The organism is Candidatus Paceibacter sp., assembly GCA_013360865.1.
In the GTDB taxonomy this organism is placed as follows: domain Bacteria; phylum Patescibacteriota; class Minisyncoccia; order UBA9983; family UBA9983; genus SURF-57.
Window position 1 is genome coordinate 1 of the sequence record JABWAS010000020.1, and the last position, 15,317, is coordinate 15,317.

The following is a 15,317-nucleotide window of genomic DNA, read 5'->3' on the forward strand; positions in this document are numbered from 1 at the left end:
ACCTTCTGGCAATTGCCAAAAACGCCCTGACGGTAAAAACGCCTTCTGGGTTGGCCTATAAAATCGCTTGTTAATTTTTCAAAGAACTAAAGTGTTACACCCAATAAAATTTCAATTTCATCAAGAAGCCTCGTTGCAGATTTACCTCTATACGGACTTTTAGTATAATACTTTCCCTCACGATAAACCGTGGTATTAATACAAAAGGTGCATTTGTACGGGCATCCCATACCTGAATGAATGCTTAACATTTTACCAAATTTTCTGTTTTTAATATTTTCGCTGTCAATTATAGCCCTATATAAATAGTCATCTAAATTAAATAGTTCGTAGTTTGGAAACGGCAATGCATCTAAATCGTGGTGATTTCTATTTCCAGTAAAAATTGTCTTGCCTTCCCTGTTTTTGTACACAATACCTTTAATAGAGTTAAGTCCCTTTAACCCCGAAAGAGATTCTGCTAATTCCAAACAAGTATATTCCCCCTCTCCGATAACAACTATGTCTACCAAACTATCCGCGCATGTCTCTTCAGGAAAGAGTGTTGCATGGACTCCTCCCCAAATAATAGGTAAAGATGGATACTTTCCTCGGATGATAGTTGCTGCTTTTACTGCAGATGGTAATTGGGCTGTCATAGAGGAAATACCTACAAATAGTGTCTCTTGAGGATTTATTTGATTTAATTCAGAGGCCAAATCCACTTTGCCCAAGATACCATCTAATATTTTTACGTTGTAACCGTGCTGACTCAATACACTGCCTATAGATAGGAGTCCCATCCTGATCCCAGAGCTTCCACTTAATACTTTTTTGGGAGTCCAGTCTATAGTGATTGGGGGAGGCGAAATTAGCACTATCATTTTTTTATTCATAATGTTGACAATTATCCTTTGATAATCTTTTTTATAGTATCATAAATCATCATAGGCGCTATATAATTCATGCATGGTTTACTTTGTGTACACCTTGGACTCAAACAGGGTATACAACTGTAATCAATTTGGGGTAATAATTTTATACCATTCTGTACATAGATTTCGGAGGCTAGTGTAGGCCCGAAAAGTGCAATTGTCTTTTTGTTTAAAGCACTGGCAATATGTAAACCCAAGCTATCATTGGTAACAAAAACATTGCAGGAATTTATCCACTCAAAGTATTCTTCAATGTTTTTCAATCCTTGTTGCCAGGAGATTGTGTACTTATTGCCAATAAGTTTTTCTAGTTCTTTCCAATATTCCATAGGCCATGCCTTGTTTGGCCATTTTTTACCTACATCATAATTAAAGCCTATGTCATACATAACGCTGGACTGCGGTTTGTATCCAAGGATACAACCTTCGCCTTGCCATTTTGCCCCTACCATCTCAAACAAGATTTCTTCCCAATGCTTTTTTGTTTTTTTCTTATATTCCTGATACATACAAATCTCTAATACATGTTGAGAGCCATCGTAGGCAAGAGCGACACCTTTTTCTGGATCAAACCGAAAACCATATCGACGCCAGGCATTGATAGAATCTGAAAAAGCGCATACTCCAGGTACCTTTTCAAGGTTAATGACTGTATCAAATCGTTCTGACTGTAATTGCAGCACAGAGGTAAGGTCATAAGAAAGTATTCTATGGATAAAAGGATTCCCTTTGAGTAGTAGGAATGCCTTCTCATCCACAAGCCAAGTAACATGGGCATTTTTGTAAAGATGCAGCAATACGGTGCTCCTAAGTACATCCCCCAGGCTCGTTATCATCCCGATCTCACCATCCAGGGTTTCTGAATAACCTAGCTTAATAATTAGAACTTTTTCTTTGTGCATGGTTTTCCCTAATATTCAATTTTGAACTTTTATAAACGAATAGCAGAAATAGATTCCCATATAGCACGATACCTTCTATCTTTAAAAGTTATTAAACAATATGCAATTAAAAGGGATATACAGGCAGGTATTAATTCAAAGTATTTGTTGATAACGAAATATTTTATTAAGGTGCTTGTTGCAAGAAAAATGGACATACTTGTTACTACCGGAAATACTAATGAATTATATAAAATGCGAGGTATTGAGAAAGTATCAAAGACCTTTTGTAATTGAATAAATAGATAAAAAACTCCTATTCCATAAGCCGACATAATTCCAATTGCACTTCCTAAAATGCCGAATTTTATAATAAGAATTGGGCACAACAAAATTGTAGTTATAGCAGTAATCACTCCCCCATGAAATGGAATCTTATAGAACCCCATACCAGTTAAAATTGACGCACCAGGCCCAGAAAGTATATTGAGAAAGTATGCTAGAGATAAAACTCTTAGAACAGAAATTGCATTCCCATAACCGGTACCTAACCAGACAAGTATTAGTTTGTCTGCAAAGACAGAAACGAACAAAAATAAAGGACAAGCAATTAATGTTGTATATTTAAAGATTGTTTGAAAAACTTCTTTCGATCCTTCCGATCCATATTTTGCATGGGTATGAGATATTGCAGGCATAATAGGGGTAATCAAGGAGCCACATAGCCCCCAGATAAAAAATACCAATCGGTGAGCAATGTCATAAAAGGCTAAACTGTTTACACCAAGAAAATAGCTTATAATGAGTTTGTCCGATTGAAAATGTATCATTGCTACCAGATTACCCATAGCACCATAACTACTAAATCCCCAAATCTCTTTTATTGTTTTAAAACTAAACAGGAAAGGATTAAAAACTAAATAGGGTGCGATTTTTTTGCTGGCATGTATGTACATAGTGGAAGTAATTATGCAGGATATTCCACTTGCAACAGCGAGGCTTTTAATTCCTCCGCCAAGATATAAAAATACAATCGAAAAGATGAAATTACTTATAGATGATATACTGCCAATCTTATTTGTTATGTCCATTCTTTGCATACCATTGAGAAAAGAAGAGTACACACTAAAAACCATATTACAGCAAAAAACCAAACTCGATGTAATCAGCACAAAAAATACAGTTTCTTTCGATATCTTAGTAGATTTGATAAATAAATCTATAATCAGCCCACCGCATGAGAATACTATGACAAACAATATAAAACATAAAACCACATACACAACAAATAGCGTATTGAAGATTTGTAGAATCTTAAAATGGTCTTCACGTGCCTCATATTCAGCCGTATACTTTGTAATAGCAGGGCTTAAACCCATATCCATAAGAGAGGTATATGTTATGAGTGTCTGTATCAAAACCCATATGCCATATCCCTCCACTCCAATATATTTAATTGTTATAGGAGGTAGAATTAATCCTATAGGAAGTGTGACAAACCTACGGATGAGATTGTAAATCGAGTTTGTTCCGATTTTTTTGTATATTTCAGAGGTCATTTTTTTCCAGCTGTTAGTTGTTTGTATTTAATAGGCAGTAAATAGCAGTCAATTTTACGATTCAATTTCATGCTTTACATATTCTAAAAATGGTGGATATATCTTAGAAGCTATCTGAAGGAACATTTTTATATCTTGCCACCTTATATCAAGGTATCGATGGGCAAGGGTATTTCTTATTTTGGCAAACTGAGAGAAGGTCTCTGCTTTATTTTCTTCCTTATAGACACGGGAAGCTATTTTGAAAAGTATCTCCCTTGACGTTTCAGGAACTTCCTCACCTTGCAAAGTCGTGAGCATCTTTGATATATCTAAGGTGGCATTGATGAGACATTCAATCCACCTCTCTATTTCCAATCTTTTTTCCCTCACGGATTGATAAACTTTCCAATCAACTTCTTTCTTATATTTTGAAAGAAATTGTATTTCATTTTCCAAATAAGTTACATGAGGAATAAGCTTTAATTTATCTTCCCGAGACAAGCCTTGTCTCCAGATAATATGTCGATAACCAATCCCTTACATATTCTGCCTCGTCACTGACAATACATAAAAAATCCATAAACAGCCCTTTATCTTTGATTATTATAGGATGCCCTTTTCTTACAATCTCATCTGCAAGAATAGAGCGTGCTCTATTAAGCACGATGAGATCGACTTCCTTTTTTAATATCCTTTCTAAATCAAGACCTATTCTTGCTTCTCCCGGATAAACTTTACCAAATGCTTCCCATTCAATATCCTTTTCAGGCCAAAAGTATACACCGACATCCACATCACCTTCCTTCCGAATTTTGCCCCTTATCGCCGATCCAAAAAGGAAGGCAAAAGCGACGTCCACTCGCCCTTCAAAGTAATTTTTAAGAATATCGCGCACTTGAAAACTGCCTCACAAAAAAAACAAATCTTACTCTTATTTGCTTACAATAAAATCTCCTATGCACAAAAGATCCAGCCCTGTATCAAAAAAACATTTGACGGCGTCTCTCGGACTGCAAACAATAGGTTCTCCCTTGATATTAAAGGATGTATTAAGGATTACCGGCACACCTGTATATTGTCGAAAGTTGTCGAGCAATTCCCAAAACCTTCTATTTGTCTGTCGTGAAATCAATTGTGGCCTGCAGGTTCCGTCTACGTGCGTTACCGCCGGAATAACGTTCCTTTTATCATTTTTTACATTACAGGCACTTATCATGTACCGGTCTTTATAAGAAGTGGAGAGATATTCGTGGGCATATTCTTCCATGATGGAAGGGCAAAAGGGCCTGAAAGGCTCCCTGAACTTTACCCGCATATTTATAATATCTTTGTTTTCTGGTTTGCCAGGATCGAATAAAATGGATCTACCACCTAAAGCCCTGGGACCCGACTCCATCTTTCCCTGGAACCAGCCTATTATTTTCTGCCCGGCCAATGCCTTTGCCGCTTCTTGGGCAATATTGTCACTTTTTCTATAGGAAAGGTTTCTTTCTTTTAAGATAGATTCGATCTCGTCGTTGCTATAACAGGGACCCCAGTAAATATGATCGATCTTTTGCGTAGTATTTTCTTTAGAAAATTTTTTCGATACGTGCAAAGCTGCCCCTAATGCAAGGCCGGCATCCCCTGCGTTGGGGAAAATATAATAATTTTCTACGATGTTATCCTCAATTATTTTTTGATTTAATTTAACATTTAAAAATACCCCGCCTGCAGTCGCCAGGTTCCTTGAATTCTCTTTTTTAATCCAGTATCTGATAAAGCTCAATAATGATTCTTCGAGTAACTCCTGTGCTTCAGCTGCAACATTTTCCGACCCATAACCCTGAACTACTTTTTGTATTTTTATTGCATCGGGAAAATGCCAATGAAAAGCATCAAATTCTTTAAAATATTTAACGGCGCCAAAATCCACCCCTTTTGTGATTTCTCCGTTTTGATAGCGTGGTAAGTAATGAAGGAAAACTGCTTTATCAAGGACAGCTTTTCTATCGCCATAAGGTGCAAGACCCATGGTCTTCCCTTCTCCGTCACCTACCCACCATCCTAATGCCTCAGTAACTAAGCTATAGAACCATCCAAAAGAACCCGATGTGCCATATCTTTTAATTTCCTTTATATTTCCACAAGAACCATTCCAAACAGCCACGGAGGTTCCATCTCCAACTCCATCACAAGTGATTATTAAACAGTCTTGAAAACCCGAAGTATAATAGGCAGTTGATGCGTGAGATACATGGTGATCTACTTTGATTACTTTGGTCTTTGGCGCAAGATTATAAAAATTCATGTAAAGTGGAGGGGACTCGTGATACGTCGTTCTATTTTTGATTATGTTTTTTACTCTTGTACCAAAGGAGATTTGAGGCAGGTTATTTGTTATAATTTGATGAAAGCGTTCATCTGATAAGTTAAGGAGTGTTTTAAGCTTGGGATCGGTTATTTCACTCGATATGGCAATGAAATCAAGTTCATCAAAAGAGATTTTTCCAGCAGTCAGGCAAAAATGTATAGAATTTACCGGCAACCCTGCATAATGTTTTATCCGGACAAACCTCTCTTCTGATACATCTGCCACTATTTGCCCGTCAATTATTAAAGAACTGCCGCTGTCATGCCCTATATGGATTCCCAGAGTTTTCATGTATCAGATTTTCGTATGGTAAATTCCAAAAGATATTAGAAGCAAATAAGGCATTATTCTTAAACAATTACAGGTCTATATGCTCCATTGGAAAAAAAATTTTTACTACAGAAGCGACATCTTCCAATGCGTTGCTTTTTTACTTTAAATGCAAATTCCTTTTCCATGAGGGGTGATGCTTTTCGTTTCTTTGAATTATGTCCTTGTTGACTTTTTCCTGTCACTACGCTTGCGTAGGTGATATCTTGGTTGTAGCAATGTAGCATAATAAATTCTTCCCGCAGGTTATAAATCTGCGGGGAAGAACTGAGGGTCTCTCTATTGAGAGATATGTGAGATTGATCTTTGTTTATAATAGCAAACGTTTAATTTTTTAAACGTTTAGTATTTAAAACATTTCTAAGAAAAAAGTCAATATAAAAAATAAAAAATTCTCAATAGTTTAGCTTTTTGAAAAATATCGACAATGAAATCAATAGTAAACGCTTAAAGAAAGTTGCCATCGAGGGTATCAGCCTGGAGCAATCGTTCGATTGATCTCACGACGGAGTCACTCTGGTAGGATTGCTTCGCTGCCGCTCGCAATGGCTATTACATTCACCTTATTTAAGATGTTTACTATCGTTACCACTTCTGCTTCGCTCAGCGTGACGTCATTCCACTCACTGCCGGCTTACTGCATCTTTGCCGTTGAAGGCTTCATGGGCTATTATATAAATGTCCATCACCTCCTGGTCGCTCAGGGCCGCGATTATAGAGGCAAACGTTGTCAAGAATGCCGTTGAAATACCCCGCATTCACCCTTGAATACCTGATCCTCATGCCTGAATACGCGGTCAACGGCACAATCGTATTCCCCGCCGGGTGGAACTCGGTATTCACCAGCTGACCATTTACATACAATTTTTGTTCCCCTCCTCCTGACGTTTTGTTATAGGTACCTGTGATTCAAAAATGACCTAATACAGGTTCAAAATGGACTAACAAGGCCTCTAGCCTTTTCTCATCCAGCTCAAAATCGTAAACCTGCCTTACTGCATATCTAAAACCCAGAAACGTTAAAAGTTTGCTATATAATTCCCTTGAAATTACAGGAGGTCTTTCGCCTATATTCAACGTTAAGGAAATTCAAAGTTATGCAGGTAGGAGGCAACTCCTGTTGGCGACCTGTGACGCGTGCAATCCGTTGTGAATTGCCAATCGCCGTCAGGAGATGGCTCCTACCTGTATGTTCCAAAAAGTGGTGTAAGGCCTAATTAAAGCTCATATCCAGCAACAGCCTTTTGTGCCAATCCTCACCCTTTGGGGGTTCCTCCATTTAATTCCTTTCCATTGTCATTTCGTTATCCATTATATAAGACCTCCCCTTTTTCTATCTCTTTCTTTGCCTACGAATGTTGCTTAAAAGACCTTTCATATTTTACCGTTTCTTCTTTTCCCGTTCCAAAATCAATTGAATTAATTTCTGGAGTTTTTTGTCTTCCTGATATGCATGTAATGTTTTATCTGCATACTCTAAGTTAAATTCCTTTATCTCCTCAGTCAGAAATTGGAGGGACTCTTCTATTCTCCCTCTCGCATATCTAAACTCCGGCATGTCTCAACTCCACCAGATTTTTCTCCGCAATCTCCAGCTGCCATCGTGTGCCAAATATACTAAAATCTTCCATCTGAAATATAGCTTCGTTGAGTAAAGCTGCATACCTGTTTTGATCTCTGATAAATACGGGTATCCCAAGGACTATTGCATTATAATAGAGTATAGGTTTTCTAAAATCCAAAAAGACCGGGATGATATTTATCTCTAACTTTATTTTTCCCATTAAAGAAAGTGTTATATCTGTTATCTTCCCAAAAACCTCATCTTCATCATCTGTTTCAGAGAAGACAATAGCAATATCTACATCTGAAGATTCTTTTGGGTATCCTCTTGCCCATGAGCCATAGAGAAAGGCCATTTCGACTCCATAAGTATCAGCGATTTCTTTAAAATAATTTTCTAATATGTTTTGTAGCTCACGCTGTGAGTATAACATGTCTGTTAGCTTTTATAGGATGATGCTTTTTTATGAAGAGTAAATAGTAGGCAGTAGGGAGTAAGCAGAAAACAAGCAAAGGGCAAAACAGGCTGACAAGCTAACAAGCCTACAAGTTGACAACCTACACATCTAATCAGCAAAAATCTCTCTAATCCATTCTTCAGTTTCTCTATTATTGATATTTTTTTGATACGTTCTAAAAAATTAAGACGACGTCATGTAACCCAATTACTTAACCAAATTATATCGTTTCTAACCTTATATCCTCTTAATCTCAATGCCACAGCGATAGCTTCCGGGACATCTTCATTAAGATACAGCTTTATCATCTAATAATATTCCTTAGAGAATCCTCATCATCATTTTCCACGATATCTTTTTCTATCTCATTTTGATTATCATAATAAGAGGTCAGAAGTCGGAGGTCTGAGGTCTGACTTCATTCCATATGAATTAGAAAAGAATCAGGATTGTTAATCATTTTTCCAAACATGATCTTTCAGACTCTGCAAAACGTATGTATAAAACACACTTAATCCAATGCTATTTAACAGGGCTGGAGTTAGTGCAAACCGATCTTGATGATTGGCGTATTTGATCTGCCCGCCCTGTTTAATAATAAAATATCGATTGTGCCTAATTTTCCTATATATTGAAGTTTAAAGATTGATAACAAAAGGAATCATTGCTCTTTTATTTAACAGGGTAAACAAAACGCTCTTCACAGGGAAATTCTTTAGAAAGTTCAAACAGTTCCATAGCAAGTGCATAAGCTTTCTGATACACTCGCAAATCCTTAGCTGATTCAATTTTCATATTATCCAGAGGTTCGTTATGGCAGAGGTCGGAGGTCAGAGGTCGGTGCTGTTTTTAAAAGAGAGTGTCCTCTGTAGCATCAGGAGTCTTTGGGAAAAACAGCATTTGGGATTTATCCATTTGTGCTGTGTTAGTGGAAGTACCTGTACCGAAATTTTATCTGATGGCAATATACTCTGCAAAGGAAGTCGACTTAGGGATAGATAACCCATCTTCTTTCAAACCTTGCAAATGCAATTCAATGGCTTCATACATATTTTGCTCTATTTCACCATGAGTTGCGCCAATAGACACGCATCCCGGTAAATCAGATGAATATGCAGAATAAGTTATCATTTGCTTTTTCGATCACAATAAGGAAACGGTGCATGCTGCTTAACCTCTTTCAATTTTGCTTGTTTCAAAATACTATTCAAAGTCCCAGGATCATGTTATAGCAACTTTTTTAGATTGGAGAGTAATACTGACTTCACCTGACTGGATTAACCGGCGTACCGACGCATTCAGAAATTCCACACTGACCACAATGACCCCACCTGGCTCCTCAATCGCATCCACCGGAGGGTCATCACGAAGAATAAAGAGGAGAACGTCCGCTTCGCTATCATATTTTATCCGCATTCTCTTTTTCCTCCTTCCAGTATCTCTCTATTTTACTGGTCCAATAAACAGTCAAAAGTTTTCTCTTCCCTTCGATTTCTACAAAAGGAACTCGCAATAAACCTTTACGAGTTTTTGTCTGCGCAACAAGCGCATCCATGTCGCCAGGAACAATTTGTTCAGGATAGTTTACCAAATCTTCCACTTCCTGTCTTGTAACTCCAAGCCTTTTCTCCCATTCCTTCTGTCGTTCTTCAGCATGTTTTGTCCATATAATCTTCATACTAACTTATTTCTCTTTTGCATACTTTACATCTTCCCCTACGCGACATTCCTGCAAGCTCAGCAGCCTTGCCCAATGATATCTTTCCAAGTTCAAACATCTTCAATGCAGCCATCAAGCATATATGCTGTTCCAGTTCATCCTTTGTCATGTGAATTGCATGTTCCAAACCCACTGGATATTTTATCTTAATTTCTTCTGTTTTCATAATATCACCCTATTATTTGACTTTGAATTCATCAAAATACCCAAGACCGGCATCTCCACTTATAATGAAACGTCCATGACCTAACGGTCACAAAGGGATATGAAAATCAATAATTATTACAATAGTCCGTACGCAACGTAGGGGTTGAAGATTTTCAGCCCCTACATTTTCCCATCCTTGTGATTTTTGCGTCCTTAGTATTCTTAGTGGTTATACCATAATTTTCAGGTGAACCCCGGCCCTTACATATCTTCTTTCTCTTTGCCTGTGAATGCCGCTTAAAAGACTTTCAATATTTTATGTAACATTTTAGTTTTTTGAAAAAGATGTTCACGTGTGCCTGTTATATAACATGAATAGAACATTTTCTTTGTAGTGGCAAGGCACGCCTTGCCACTACAAATCATACCCTTTACAGGCAGATTTTATTTCAAAAAACTAAAATGTTACTATTTTATCAATTTTGTAAGAAGCGGTTTCCTGCAAATTTACATTTTCAACAATTGATTTATGGAGCATTTTATGTCTTCAATATAATTTATTTCATCATCCCAATCGGTGATAAACCACCTCTTGCCTTTTTCCGCGACCATAACCTTTCGTTCCTTCATAAGCACCCATATTACCCTTTCTACCCCCGAACCAAGCAAATCATCTGTTTTTTCGTTTATATAATGAGTAACATCACCGTATTTTTTTAAATCAGCTTTTGTATCTACTTCAATAACAACCTTGGGCGGAACTGCAATATACTCGTCCTTAAGCAAAGAATCCTTTACTTTTTCTTTCTCAAAAATCGCAATATCCAGATTCCTCCGGCTTTTTGGAGGAAATTTAAACCCCACCTCGTTCGATAAGACCACATATTTACCACTTAATTTTGACAATAAAAGATTTAAAATAAGGGTAATCAGATATGATTGCAACCCACTGCTTCCCCTAACCTCCTCCAGTGTTTTTCCGCCAGCCAAAACCTTATCATAATCTCTGTAATATATTGGACTTCCTCTCGTCATTTCATAGATAAGTTCTTTTGGTATTTTTCTTCTTTTTTTCCTTTCTTCAACTAAAGTTTCTGTTTCTTTACTCATAATATTTACTCCTATTTTTGATATTCTCTCCTTTTGGAATTACAAGCTTTTCGCACAAAGTAGTTAAAAGCTCAAGCCGTCCTATTCTATGGAGTAGTATAAGGGGAGATGTGTTGCAAACCCACAGATTACCCACGGGCTAGTTCCTCTTTGATTTCCTCTATAGAATATTGAAAAGGTGATACTCCAAATTTCGCCAGTTTCAATTCCCTTTCTCATAAGATTCCTTTTGTCAATAAGGAGACGCGGAGCCATCTTGTAAGTGGTATTATGTAAATTTGTAAATGGTAATGAAGAAATAGTAAGTTGTAAAATAGGGAATCGAACCCGAGTGTTCCAAGCACTTGTCAAACTTAGTTTAAAGTGGATAATTGACGTCTCCACTCCCAATTTACGCTATTGGGTTTCGGGCTATCCTACTTCACAGTAGTTTCGCTCTTGCTCCCCTGTCTCCTTTATTCATACTGTTAAAAGTGTTAGTGCTTTGCACGATATATTGTCAATTGCTCGAAAAATTTCGTAACAATTTAGTTTTTTGAAAAAGTATTATTTACAAGCTCCATAGGAGCGACCTGTTTGTAGATAAGAGAACGCCGTATAGGTTTAGCTCCATCAGGAGCGGCCGGTTTTTCTATGAATCATACAGGCCGCTCCTACGGAGCTATTTACCCTGGCAACTTTTATTGAGCTACAAACAGACCACCCCTAACGGGGTTACATGGTATTTTATATATTGGATTTCCAAAAAGCTAAAGTGTTACAAAATTTCTGGCAGGGTTATTCCTTAAAATTAACAGTTTCAGTATGATTAATCCTATGAATTTCTTGATTTAGCTTTCTTAGTTTTTTTAGTAAATTTTCATAGTTTTGATAAACATCATTAAATTTTTGTTTCGGCTCTTTTATGATATCTCTTCCTTCTTTGTGAATAATTTTCACATATGCAGATTCGTTTAATTTATCACTTAATACATTAATATCTTTTATCAAATTTTTCCTGATCTCTAATGCTTCTGACAGTGTTATTTCATTTCCATCATAATTCGATTTTGTTTTTAAATTAGCAAATTATTTTTATTGTCTGGCATTATATCTTCCCCCTGCAAATTCTTATACAAGCAGGCAAGATTTCTCAAAAATCAAGACGACATCTTACCCTCTATATCTTTTTCAAACTGTTTGATAATTTTCTCACTTATCCAGAAGCCGTTCATCCGTAACTTATTTATCTCATGGATTGGTTCTTTTATTAAGCCTTTTGTCCATGCAAATCTAATAACACCAACTGTACCGATCATTTTCAGATTAACAGTCCTTGGTAGCATTTTAGTTTTTTGAAAATATCCACTAACGAGGCGATTATTTTACCCTGTAGAGGCAATTCATGAATTGCCTCTACATAAAAATTGACGCAAAGGCATTTTTCAACTATTGACATTTTCAAAAACTAAACTGTTACGACAAAGATTAAATTCGTTAAATGGTCAATCAGAAAGCAAAGTATGAAACGGATTAAAATAGTTCAAACAGTTCAAGCTGATGAGAAAATGGGTAAAAAGGTTAAGTTTTTCATTTTTATAAGTTCAAGGTTCACTGTTCAAGGTTATGTATTTTTCCTGTTAGAGCAATTTTTAATATCTCTGTAAAAAACGATTGTTCTTTAATATTGCTCGGCCTTTAAGGACAAATACCTCTGTCTGAATATCTACCTTCTCAACAAACTGAAGTTTAGAAAGACCTTCAAGTAGTAAAAGGAGAAATTGGCTTATATCCACTGTCCTTTAATCTCTTCATAGTGTTTTTTGAATGCGTTGTTTTGACCAGAACCTCACCCAATTTTGGTGACATAACAGTCATTTATGACCTCCTTTTATGACTTGCACATACTGCGTCTCAAAATGCAGAAACATGAATATCCGTTCTCTAGCTAACAGATTGACAAGCAATAAGCTTCAACCAACTAATTCAAGCTTTAATTTCTCTATCCGTGAGCGGACCGGTTTTAATTCAGTGATCGTTATATACACAAGGGGTGTATCTTTTTCGGCTATACTTTGTGCTGTTTTTCTTGCCCAGTTGTTAAATTCCTCATCACCTTCCATTTGCATAACAACAAGGGCATTGTCGGGTATCTTGTTAGCAAATTCAGGGTACTCCAGAACATATCTGTCAAATTCCTTAACAAGCATGCCGTTTTTCTCTACAAATCTCTTTTTGTCTATCATGGGATATCTCCTCTTAAAAACTTCTCCCTATAAATTTCCCAGTTTTCATTGATATCATCATCTGCTAAAGTTAATGCATCTCCATAATCGAGGTAAAGATTTATCTTTCTGCACTGCCCTTTAATATTATAACAATCTTTGTGTGCAAAATCATGCACGCAATCATAACGTATTACTTCTTTCCATACACCACCCGTTTTTACCTCCAGTTGGACAACAAATTTTGTAATCTTGCCAGACTCAGTAATGTGATAATGTCTTTTCCTTACATCTATATCAAGCAGTATTAGATACTGTTTCTCGGGCACGGTTGTAATTATTACCTATTCAATTGATAAATAAGGATTCCGGAATTCACTAAGTAATTGCGAGGAAAGCTGGCGTTGGGATATCTGCTCGCCGCTTTCAATTGATTGGAGGATGTTATATTGTGTGATTTCTTCCTGGTTGGCCATGATATTTGTTTACAGGATTAAATAGAAACAGTATTAATTAAAGCGATAGGAACGGTTTGAAGTGTAAGGTGATTAGGGAGTATGTCCCTCTCAGTTACATAGCTACTATTAATGTAACTTACATAATACAAATAACTTAATATTATTTTACCGATTAAATCCTAATCAAAACACGCAACAGCAGGACAGCGCTTTGCCTATTACTCTACTTGCAATTTCTGCAAACTCTGCGGCACATTAAACCGTTACTCTTTCTCAATCAATCGAGTCGATATCGGCTATTGAAACTTCCGCCGCCGTAGACCTTTGTAACAAATCTACCGAAACAACCACCCGGTAGTTTGCTTTTCTCTTTAAAAGAATACCCTCTAACCCCATTAAAGGACCAGACTTAACTCGCACTTTTGTACCGCTTTGTAAATATTTATAAGGATCCAGTTTAACGTTACTACTTACCAGTATTTTTATATCATTTACTTGTTTCTCTGGAATAGGTGTCGGTGTAAGAGGGTCAGTACCAATTATTCTTACCACACCTCTTGTGCTTATTACATCAAATACATTATCTAATGGTATATTTACAAACAGATATCCAGGAAAGAGAGGCAAGTTAACAAATGCCCTTCTGTCTCTTCTGCGGCTTAATGTTTTGATAAGGGGAAGGAATGAATCAATGTATTTTTCCTTTAGAAACGAATCAACCTGCTTTTCATGGCGAGATCTCGTATGAACAGCAAACCAGTAAGCGATGTTCCTATCCATTTTTCCTTTTCTTGTAATAATTCCTCCCGCTATTCGGTTGTTTGCGGAAGGAAAGGCTCTCTCTCTTTGAGGTATGAGAGCTTATTGTTTATAATAGCAAACGTTTATTTTTTTAAACGTTTACTATTTAAAACATTTCCAAAAAAAAGTCAATACAAAAATTCAAAAAGTTCTTTTGATTCATTTAGTGCAGATACTATTCCATACACCTTTTTAACTCCTCATATTTTTCCTCAAATTCTTTGCAACGGCTCCAATAATATTCTGCCTTACACAATGCCTTATCCAGATTTTGGTTAATATACTTCCATCATCCACGGGATATCTTCGCTGGCAAAACGGATTGTGCTTTCTGTCAGATAATTATATTCTGTCCTGAATTGTTCATAATGGGATAATTCCATATCAGCAAGCGTTTTAAAGATCTTTCGATCGTTCTCATCGGTTGAGATTTCGAAGGCCTTTTTATAAAATTCATACGCCCTCCATTCTGTGTCCACAATAATCTTAATAGCCTCCCCAAATGATGCCGTTATGGACGGCGTTTCAGGCCGGACAATCTTCCATTCTCCGGATTCTTGCAAAACGGGTGTTTGCTGAAATTTCTCCTGATAATACGACAGAAGATATTCGTAGTGCCTTAACTCAATGGCGGCCATGACCTCAAATTTTAAGCGCGCACCCCTATCTTCCATCTGGAATGCAAAATTGGAGTAAAATCGACTTGCCTTCACTTCTTCTGAAATAGCCGTTTCTAAGATGCTTTTGATATCATTCATCGCCATGTAATTTCACCTTATTGAAACATCAGTGTAAATCAGAGTCCAGATGCATTTTTGTGTAAGTTTTTTACCTCCC

At 36.8% G+C, this 15,317-nt stretch carries 18 protein-coding genes and 1 pseudogene; all 19 read right to left on the reverse strand.

The window, feature by feature from the left end; genetic code table 11:
- Positions 1-86: 86 nt before the first annotated feature.
- Positions 87-875 carry a cobalamin B12-binding domain-containing protein gene (locus tag HUT38_03870; protein NUQ57591.1) on the reverse strand — a complete coding sequence of 263 codons (789 nt, stop codon included), beginning with the start codon at positions 873-875 and terminating at the stop codon, positions 87-89.
- Between the two features lie 11 nt (positions 876-886).
- A complete protein-coding gene (locus HUT38_03875) occupies positions 887-1,816 on the reverse strand; it encodes a glycosyltransferase family 9 protein (protein ID NUQ57592.1) in 930 nt (309 codons plus the stop codon).
- 29 nt (positions 1,817-1,845) lie between these two features.
- A complete protein-coding gene (locus HUT38_03880; protein NUQ57593.1) occupies positions 1,846-3,354 on the reverse strand; it encodes a flippase in 1,509 nt (502 codons plus the stop codon).
- A 54-nt stretch (positions 3,355-3,408) separates the two neighbouring features.
- Complete coding sequence (locus HUT38_03885; protein NUQ57594.1) at positions 3,409-3,792, reverse strand: DUF86 domain-containing protein; 384 nt, start codon at positions 3,790-3,792, stop codon at positions 3,409-3,411.
- Positions 3,793-3,820: 28 nt separating this feature from the next.
- Positions 3,821-4,231 carry a nucleotidyltransferase domain-containing protein gene (locus HUT38_03890; protein ID NUQ57595.1) on the reverse strand — a complete coding sequence of 137 codons (411 nt, stop codon included), beginning with the start codon at positions 4,229-4,231 and terminating at the stop codon, positions 3,821-3,823.
- A gap of 36 nt (positions 4,232-4,267) precedes the next feature.
- Positions 4,268-5,980, reverse strand: coding sequence for a hypothetical protein (locus HUT38_03895; GenBank protein NUQ57596.1), 1,713 nt, complete (start codon positions 5,978-5,980; stop codon positions 4,268-4,270).
- Positions 5,981-6,679: 699 nt separating this feature from the next.
- Positions 6,680-6,928 (reverse strand): hypothetical protein, encoded by a 249-nt coding sequence (locus tag HUT38_03900; protein NUQ57597.1) that lies wholly within the window; start codon positions 6,926-6,928, stop codon positions 6,680-6,682.
- A 635-nt stretch (positions 6,929-7,563) separates the two neighbouring features.
- Positions 7,564-8,016, reverse strand: coding sequence for a nucleotidyltransferase domain-containing protein (locus tag HUT38_03905; GenBank protein NUQ57598.1), 453 nt, complete (start codon positions 8,014-8,016; stop codon positions 7,564-7,566).
- 696 nt (positions 8,017-8,712) lie between these two features.
- Entirely contained in the window at positions 8,713-8,835 is a 123-nt protein-coding gene (locus HUT38_03910) for a four helix bundle protein (protein ID NUQ57599.1), read from the reverse strand.
- Positions 8,836-8,991: 156 nt separating this feature from the next.
- Positions 8,992-9,205, reverse strand: a pseudogene (locus HUT38_03915) (type II toxin-antitoxin system HicB family antitoxin).
- Positions 9,206-9,439: 234 nt separating this feature from the next.
- Complete coding sequence (locus HUT38_03920) at positions 9,440-9,718, reverse strand: DUF4258 domain-containing protein (protein NUQ57600.1); 279 nt, start codon at positions 9,716-9,718, stop codon at positions 9,440-9,442.
- Between the two features lies 1 nt (position 9,719).
- Positions 9,720-9,926, reverse strand: a complete 207-nt coding sequence (locus HUT38_03925; protein NUQ57601.1) for a UPF0175 family protein — start codon at positions 9,924-9,926, stop codon at positions 9,720-9,722.
- 488 nt (positions 9,927-10,414) lie between these two features.
- Positions 10,415-11,017 (reverse strand): Uma2 family endonuclease, encoded by a 603-nt coding sequence (locus HUT38_03930; protein NUQ57602.1) that lies wholly within the window; start codon positions 11,015-11,017, stop codon positions 10,415-10,417.
- A gap of 777 nt (positions 11,018-11,794) precedes the next feature.
- Positions 11,795-12,007 (reverse strand): hypothetical protein, encoded by a 213-nt coding sequence (locus HUT38_03935; protein NUQ57603.1) that lies wholly within the window; start codon positions 12,005-12,007, stop codon positions 11,795-11,797.
- A gap of 149 nt (positions 12,008-12,156) precedes the next feature.
- Positions 12,157-12,315 (reverse strand): DUF3368 domain-containing protein, encoded by a 159-nt coding sequence (locus HUT38_03940; protein NUQ57604.1) that lies wholly within the window; start codon positions 12,313-12,315, stop codon positions 12,157-12,159.
- A gap of 654 nt (positions 12,316-12,969) precedes the next feature.
- Positions 12,970-13,242, reverse strand: a complete 273-nt coding sequence (locus HUT38_03945; protein NUQ57605.1) for a hypothetical protein — start codon at positions 13,240-13,242, stop codon at positions 12,970-12,972.
- Entirely contained in the window at positions 13,239-13,550 is a 312-nt protein-coding gene (locus HUT38_03950) for a hypothetical protein (protein ID NUQ57606.1), read from the reverse strand. Before HUT38_03950 ends, HUT38_03945 begins: the two co-directional genes overlap by 4 nt.
- Positions 13,551-13,952: 402 nt before the next feature.
- Positions 13,953-14,459, reverse strand: coding sequence for a UpxY family transcription antiterminator (locus HUT38_03955; protein ID NUQ57607.1), 507 nt, complete (start codon positions 14,457-14,459; stop codon positions 13,953-13,955).
- A gap of 296 nt (positions 14,460-14,755) precedes the next feature.
- Positions 14,756-15,238 carry a ferritin family protein gene (locus HUT38_03960; GenBank protein ID NUQ57608.1) on the reverse strand — a complete coding sequence of 161 codons (483 nt, stop codon included), beginning with the start codon at positions 15,236-15,238 and terminating at the stop codon, positions 14,756-14,758.
- Positions 15,239-15,317 lie beyond the last annotated feature (79 nt).